Here is a 7,946-nt window from a genome sequence, read left to right as displayed (position 1 = left end):
TCGGGAAATTAATTGTGATATCGAGGGATTCGATGCCTTACAAGGTAACCGCCGTTTGTAAAGATGTGCCTGAAAATTCTCACTTAAATTTCGACCTGTTGGTGTCGTACAATACACTATACAGCGGTGGCAATGGCAACTGGAAAGAGGCTAACAATGATTTTACTGATTCTGATTTTTGGCATTACATACAATTACAGCATGGAGCCGATTATAAAAAACAGGAAGCAAAACTCGGTGCTTTTAGTGAGAAATATTTCCAGGGAAGCAAAGTAAGCGGCAGCGATGAGAAGTTTCTATTACAACCGTTAACTAAAGCGCATTTGTATTCTGACTATGAATATGAAATTGGTAAAACGGGTAGTGCTACCGTAGTTTGGGGTCTACTTATTATTGCTGTGCTGATCATTGTTATTGCGTGGGTAAATTATATAAATCTTTCCACGGCAAAATCTTTGGAGCGGGCCAAAGAAGTTGGTATTCGTAAAGTGACAGGGGCTACCCGGATGCAATTAATCCGGCAGTTCCTTACAGAATCAATTCTCATTAATCTTCTTAGCTTATCTGTTGCCAGCCTATTGGTCGTCCTGCTTCAAAATGGATTTAATAATTTAATTGGCCACAAGTTATCAATGTTATATCTATTTTCAACCGGCCTAAGCGGGTATGGAATTACTATCGGTGTCATTATATTGATGCTTATTGGAATTGCAGGATCAGCATTTTACCCCGCAGTAATCTTATCTGCGTTCAAGCCTATATTAGTCTTAAAAGGAAAATTTGCCACATCTGCCAAAGGCATCGCCTTTCGTAAAATATTGGTGGTAGGCCAGTTTGCTATAACGGTGGCGCTGATCATTGGGTCATTCGTAGTATACAAACAAATACGATATTTAAATCATCAGGATCTTGGGATGAACCTTTCTCAAATTCTGGTGGTGAAGGCGCCTATACTTACCAGGTGGGATTCTACATTTATTAACAGGGCAAATAGTTTTAAGAACGAACTCGATCAGTTACCCAATGTAAAGGGTGCATCCATTACCGGAAGAATAGCCGGCGATGAATTGTCAAGAGCATTTAATATACAACGGGCCGATTCCAATACCGAAAGCAAATTTACCATGCGCAATGAGAGTATTGATGCCGATTTTATAAATGTATATGGAATTAAATTACTAGCCGGAAGAAATTTCGTTAACACTGATTTTAATCCTGACTGGAGTAAACTGCATAATATTTTGATCAATAAAACGGCTGCAAAGCAGCTGGGCTTTAGTTCAAACGCACAGGCAATTGGCAAATCAATAAAGTTATTCGGAAACAATTATGACATTGTCGGGGTAATCAATGATGTGCATCAGAAATCATTGCGGTATCCTTTGGAACCTACGATTTATTTACCTAGTTACGGAACTAACAACCCGATATCAGTTAAGGTCGCTTCCAAGGACATCGCTTCTACAATAGCGTTGATAAAAGCGAAGTATCAAACTTTTTTCCCGGGTAATTTTTTCGATTATTATTTTGTGGATGAAAAATTCAACCATCAGTATAGCGACGATCAACTATTCGGAAAAGTATTTGGGATCTTCGCCGGCTTTGCAATCTTTATCGCGTGTCTTGGTTTATTTGGCCTATCACTTTTTGCTACGGCGCAGCGCACCAAAGAAGTTGGAGTGAGGAAAGTATTAGGAGCTTCTGTTTCCAATATTGTGGTTTTACTTTCGAAAGACTTTATCAAATTAGTGATCGTTGCATTTATAATTGCATCACCGGTTGCGTGGTTTGTAATGCATAACTGGTTACAGGATTTTGCATTTAGAATTCATATTTCGTGGTGGGTATTTGCATTGGCAGGCACGCTTTCTGTTTTAATTGCGTTGGCTACTATTAGTTTCCAGGCAATAAAGGCTGCATTAGCTAATCCTGTAAAAAGTTTGCGAACGGAATAGGGTTACTTTTTGCAATGTTATCATGTATCTCCGCCGTTCAATCCCGAACACCAGACTGTTCGTTATCGCACACTTTAAACAAGCGAGCTTACTGTAAAGGTCTGTTAATAAAGGATTTCCAAATTGGCACATCGGTTGCCATTAGTTTAACACTTCAACAACAACCTGGCTTTAATTAAATTTTTCTAATTACGAACTGATGAATTTGTAATTCATTTTTAATGAAGCAATATTATATTTTATCGGGTTCACTTTAAAAATCTATTATGATCAGGCATTATCTAAAAATTGCTTTCAGAAATATGGGGAAGCAAAAAATGTATGCAGCTATAAATATTGGCGGCTTTGCAATCGGTATTGCTGCATGTTTATTAATTGCTTTATACATTAAAAATGAGTTGAGCTACGACCAGGATAATCCCAATAAAGAAAACATATTCAGGATTGTTGGCGAAGCAAAACAAAATGGCGAAGTTCATAGCGGCGTGAGTTTCCCGCCACCTATGGCACGGGCATTATTGAATGATTTTCCTGAAGTGATAAAAGCGGGCCGTACCATGAGCAGTGAATTATTTGGCGGCGCTAATAACCAGGTAAGAAGGTCTGATGAGGCGAATGATAATTATGAAAGCGGTTTTTGTTTTGCGGATTCTTCCATACTTGACATATTAAATATACATATGGTGTATGGAGATCGCACGCACGCTCTTTCAGCGCCCAATTCGGTGGTCATTTGCAAAAGCATGGCCGAGAAATATTATCCCAATCAAAACCCGGTTGGCAAAACATTGGTGTTTAATGACAATACCAAAAATCTTATAAAGATTGGCGGTGTAATGGAAGACTTTCCTGTTAATTCGCATTTACAGTATAAAGGTTTTATTTCTTTATCAGGCGTCAATTTTTGGGATGGTGAGCAGGAAAAATGGACATCAAGCAATTACCAAATTTACCTGCAATTGCAGCCAGGTGTAAACATCCCCGCATTCAATAAAAAAATTACTGCAGATGTTTTAGATAAATATATGATACCATCCCGTAAAGCCCAGGGGAGAAAAAATGTTGAAGAAAATTTTAAAGGTGCAAGGCTCTACCTGCAGCCGCTTACGGATATTCACCTGCATTCCTATAGCATCCAGGAAGATAATGTAAAGCATGGCGATATTCGATTCATCTGGATGTTTGCTGCCATCGCGATATTCATTTTGGTTTTGGCATGTATTAATTTTTTGAACCTGTCTACTGCACGTTCTGCTAACCGGGCAAAAGAAGTTGGGCTGCGCAAAGTGGTTGGTTCCAGCCGTGGTAATCTTATAAGGCAGTTTCTTACTGAATCGTTATTATATAGTTTCTTGTCTTTTATTGCGGGGTTGATAGTTGCTATAATGGTGTTACCGGTATTCAATAAAATTTCAGCATCGCATTTATCAATGCCGTGGAACCAGTGGTGGATGGTGCCTTCGATTATCGCTGCTGCGTTTATAATTGGTATGCTTGCGGGTTTGTATCCTGCATTTTATCTATCGTATTTCAAGCCCATCAATACACTCAAAGGCAACCTTAGTTTAGGCAGTAAGAACGCGGGCTTACGAAGCACACTCGTTGTGTTGCAATTCACTATTTCAATTGTATTACTCATCAGCACGAGTGTTATTTATAAACAAATGCAATACATTCTTAATTCCACTATTGGGTTTAATAAAGATGAGGTGGTGATGATACAAGGGGCTGATGCTTTACGTGACCATACGGCGTCTTTTAAAAATGAGTTACTACGTCTTCCCGTTGTAAAGAATGTTAGTGTAAGTGATTTTCTTCCTGTTGACGGGACTAAAAGAAACGGCAATACATTTTGGAAAGAAGGTGAACTCCTAACCGGTAATGGCGTCCAAACACAGCATTGGGTAGTAGACGAAAATTATATTCCTACCCTTGGTATGAAGTTGATCGCCGGCAGAAACTTTACGCAGGAAATGCATACAGATTCAGCAGCAACGATTATTAACAAGGCAATGGCGGAAAGGCTTGGATTTAAAAACCCGATCGGGCAAATGGTCACTAACGGAGACGAACACCTGAGGATTATTGGAGTGGTCGATAACTTTTATTATGAGAGTGTGAAACAACAGGTGAATCCATTGCTTATGGTTTTGGGAAATAGCAATAGCATCATTTCTGTAAAGGTGAATGCTGCTGACATGAAGACTGCCCTGACGGCTATCAGTGGTGTATGGAAGAATTTTTTACCCAATCAAACTATGCGCTATAATTTTCTCGATCAAAGCTATGCCTCTATGTATGCTGATGTGCAACGAATGGAGTACATTTTTACCGGTTTTTCGGTGTTGGCAATCATCGTGGCATGCCTCGGCCTGTTTGCCCTGGCGGCTTTTATGGGAGAACAACGCAGTAAAGAAGTAAGTATTCGCAAAGTGCTGGGTGCTTCGGTTGCCAATGTATTTGCTTTGCTTACCGGCAATTTTTTAAAGCTGGTAGGAATATCTTTGGTTATTGCGGTACCGTTAGGTTGGTTGTTAATGAATAAATGGTTGCAGGATTACGTCTACAGGATTAAAATTTCGTGGGACATATTCGTAACAACCGGGGTAGCGGTAATATTAATTGCACTCGTAACCATTTGCTGGCAGGCTATTAAATCAGCAGTGGCCAATCCTGTAAAGAGTTTAAGGTCTGAGTAGAAATAATTATGAAAGTAAATAATTGGAAAATGAATAGTGATTTGAAATTATCCCGGTTCATTTTCGACGTAAAAACTTAGTGTATGCTTAAGAGTTATTTTAAAATAGCCATTAGAACATTATCAAAGAACAGGCTCACTTCCTTCATCAATATTTTTGGTCTTGGGCTAAGCATGTCCGTTGGGCTGATGATTATGATTCGCCTACAGGATCAATTGAGTTATGATAATTTTCATCCTCACCCGGATAGAACTTACCGGGTTACGAGCGGTTATGCAAAGAAAAACGGGGAGCCCTGGAAAATGGCGAGTACGCCCTTACCGTTATATGATGCGCTATTGAAAGATACCGGCATTGTTGAAAGCCTTGTAAACATATATCCTGCTTTTAATGGCAAAGCAACCACCGCTGGAAAAGAATTGTATATCGACGGCGCATTTACCGAGCCTTCATTTTTTAAAGTTTTCGGATTCCACCTGTCATCAGGCAATGAACAGACGGCGTTGCAAAATCCGAATACAGTTGTAATTAATAGAACAACTGCTGAGAAATTTTTCGGAACGGTTAACCCTGTTGGGAAAGTTATCAGCATGGAAAAAGGAGGTGACTTTATTATTACGGGAGTACTCGCTGACATGCCCGGTAAATCTCATATCGATTTTGATGCTTATGCCTCATACAGCAGCGTAGCGAATTTGGAAAGAAGTAAAGTGCTTGCAGCAAACTCTTCTGACTGGTTTGCTTTTAACGCAGCATATACTTATGTACTCTTAAAGGAAAATACACGTCTCTCAAGTCTTTCACAAAATCTTCATTCCTTTGCGAATGAGTTAAATACATTAAACAAAGAAGGAACCAGTTCGTTCGGCACGCAACGCATTGACAAAATTACTCCCGGTGTGGAGGAGTTAAGTAACAATATCGGCAGGGGAACTTCGTGGACTAAATTATATTTTGAGATGGGTGTAGCGTTGCTGATTTTACTTGCGGCATGTTTTAATTATACCAATCTCACCATTGCAAGAGCCCTAACAAGAGCTAAAGAAGTTGGCATAAGAAAAATTGTTGGAGCCCGCCGCCACCAGGTGTTTACGCAGTATATTATTGAATCTGTTTTGCTGGCATTTGCAGCACTTTCATTTGCCTGGCTCATTCTTTCGTTTATAATTCATTATGCACCGTTTAACGACGACTATGAGTTTATTCCTTCCACATTTCATTATAATCCGGCCCTGGTATACTGGTCTGTGGGATTTGCAGTATTTACGGGGCTTATTGCGGGTGCATCGCCTGCCTGGATATTATCTTCGTTTAAGCCTTTACGTGTGTTGAAGAATTTATCGACTGCAAAAATTCTGGGCAAGGTTAGTTTGCAAAAAGCGTTAATTGTTTTTCAATACAGCCTATCACTTATCATTATCATATTTCTTTTTGCCTTTTACCGCGAGTTTTCGTTTATGGCGAAGGCAAGTCCTGGTTTCAGAAAAGATAATGTAATGATAGTTCCACTTGATGGAATTGATGATAAGATTGCGGCCCAAAAAATCCAAAGCATGACAGGCGTAGAATCGGTATCCGCAATGTCATCTCAATTTGGTAAGCATTTTCAAGGTATGAGCATGCCTGTATGGATAAGTAATAAAAAAGATGCTACGACCATAAATTATTATTACGCTGATGATCAATTTATCCCTTCGATGAATATTCCTTTCGTTGCAGGTCAAAATTTTCAACCAGCTTCCAATGCAAATAATGAACAATATATTATCCTGAATGAAAAAGCAGTCCACGCTTTGGGTATCAGTAAGATTGAAAATGCACCGGGTCAAAAGCTCTGGATCAATGATTCAACGAAACTGGAAATTGCCGGTGTGGTAAAGGATTTTAACTATGAAAATGCAGGCAGGCCTGTTGCTCCGCTTGCGTTTAGAAACAAGAAAAACGCTTATAGTTACCTGTATATAACAACAGCACATACTAATAAAGATGTTATTGAAAGCCGTATTAAAAGTGAATGGCAAACATTTGCGTCCGCAGTGCCTTTCACGTATTCATGGCTTAATGAAGATCTCGATAAGAGTAATTCACAGGTTGCCACGGTATCTTTGTTGGGCTTCCTGGCATTTATTGCCGTAGCTATTGCCACACTGGGTCTTCTTGGGCTGGTGGTTTATTCCATAGAAGTAAAACAAAAAGAAGTAAGCATCAGAAAGATAATTGGCGCAAGCGAAAAACAATTAGTAAAAATGTTATCCGGAAGATTTATTAAACTATTATTTATTGCCGGAATTATTGCAATGCCTATTGGCTATACCGCAGGCTTTTTGTTCCTGCAAAACTTTGCCTTACGGGTTAATTTCGGGCTGTTCAGTGTGCTTCTATGTTTTGCTTTATTATTAGCGATCGGTTTATTTACCATCATTTCGCAAACATACAAGGCCGCGATTGCTAACCCGGTGAAAAATTTAAGATCGGAATAGCTGTCATTCTTTTAGCTTCTTACCTATAATGATCTTCTTCATTGTTGTAACCAGCGCTATTTATTTATCCCACGCATAATTAATTGCCCTGCTGATTTTACGAGTTACCCGGTAGATTCATTCAAATACTCATTGGCGCTGGTACCGGGGAAGTTGCTGTTTTACTTTTATATAGGTAATCAAAAAAAAATAACCATAAAAATAAATTAAAATGAAACAACTACTTTCTTCAATCGTAATCGTGGCATTATTTGCAACAGCAAAAAATGCACAAGGACAAACTGAAAATACGTTTGCTTTTAATGATTTAAGAACGGTTACTGTATCAAATTCACGTACTTCTAAAATTAGCAAGACCAGTGTTAATTTAAAAGCGCTTAAGGATTTCGAGAAATCATTTCATAAAGTTTCAGATGAGAAATGGTTTAAAGTGCCAGGTGGCGTTATCGCAAATTTTCTTTCCAATGGTATTGATTTTCGGATAAAATATGACGAAAATGGCAAATGGTTGTATAATCTGCTGACTTATCCGGAAGACAAACTTCCTTCTGATATTAGATCTATGGTAAAGAGTCGGTATTATGATCATCAAATTGAATTTTGCAATGAATACCAGCTACATGACCGTTCAGTTTATGCAATCAAATTGCAGAATGATCAATCAATAAAAACAATAAAAATTGCCGATGGCGAAATGGAAGTGATGGCAGATAATGAGCGAAAATAAGTATCAGCGTTATAAGCCGGCTAATGTTATCAAATTGTAACAAGATAATAAGCGTGTTAATGTTTATGGCCTGAAGTCATAATCA

At 38.7% G+C, this 7,946-nt stretch carries 4 protein-coding genes; all 4 read left to right on the top strand.

What is annotated here, in order from left to right; translation table 11 throughout:
* On the top strand, nucleotides 1–1,955 hold a 1,955-nt coding region (locus ACO1O5_RS16770; protein WP_486272251.1), incomplete at its 5' end, for an ABC transporter permease.
* Between the two features lie 266 nt (nucleotides 1,956–2,221).
* Complete coding sequence (locus tag ACO1O5_RS16765; RefSeq protein WP_486272249.1) at nucleotides 2,222–4,654, top strand: ABC transporter permease; 2,433 nt, start codon at nucleotides 2,222–2,224, stop codon at nucleotides 4,652–4,654.
* Between the two features lie 83 nt (nucleotides 4,655–4,737).
* A complete protein-coding gene (locus ACO1O5_RS16760) occupies nucleotides 4,738–7,134 on the top strand; it encodes an ABC transporter permease (protein ID WP_486272247.1) in 2,397 nt (798 codons plus the stop codon).
* Nucleotides 7,135–7,345: 211 nt separating this feature from the next.
* Nucleotides 7,346–7,861, top strand: coding sequence for a hypothetical protein (locus ACO1O5_RS16755; protein ID WP_486272245.1), 516 nt, complete (start codon nucleotides 7,346–7,348; stop codon nucleotides 7,859–7,861).
* Nucleotides 7,862–7,946 lie beyond the last annotated feature (85 nt).

It is taken from the genome of Ginsengibacter sp. (assembly GCF_057362405.1).
Note: the sequence above shows the minus strand (reverse complement) of the source record. Positions and strands in the feature narration are given on the sequence as shown.

Excerpts from the sequence above, each read along its gene's own strand:
- ACO1O5_RS16755 (WP_486272245.1), top strand. The coding sequence starts at position 7,346 with ATGAAACAACTACTTTCTTCAATCGTAATCGTGGCATTATTTGCAACA.
- ACO1O5_RS16760 (WP_486272247.1), top strand. The coding sequence starts at position 4,738 with ATGCTTAAGAGTTATTTTAAAATAGCCATTAGAACATTATCAAAGAAC.
- ACO1O5_RS16765 (WP_486272249.1), top strand. The coding sequence starts at position 2,222 with ATGATCAGGCATTATCTAAAAATTGCTTTCAGAAATATGGGGAAGCAA.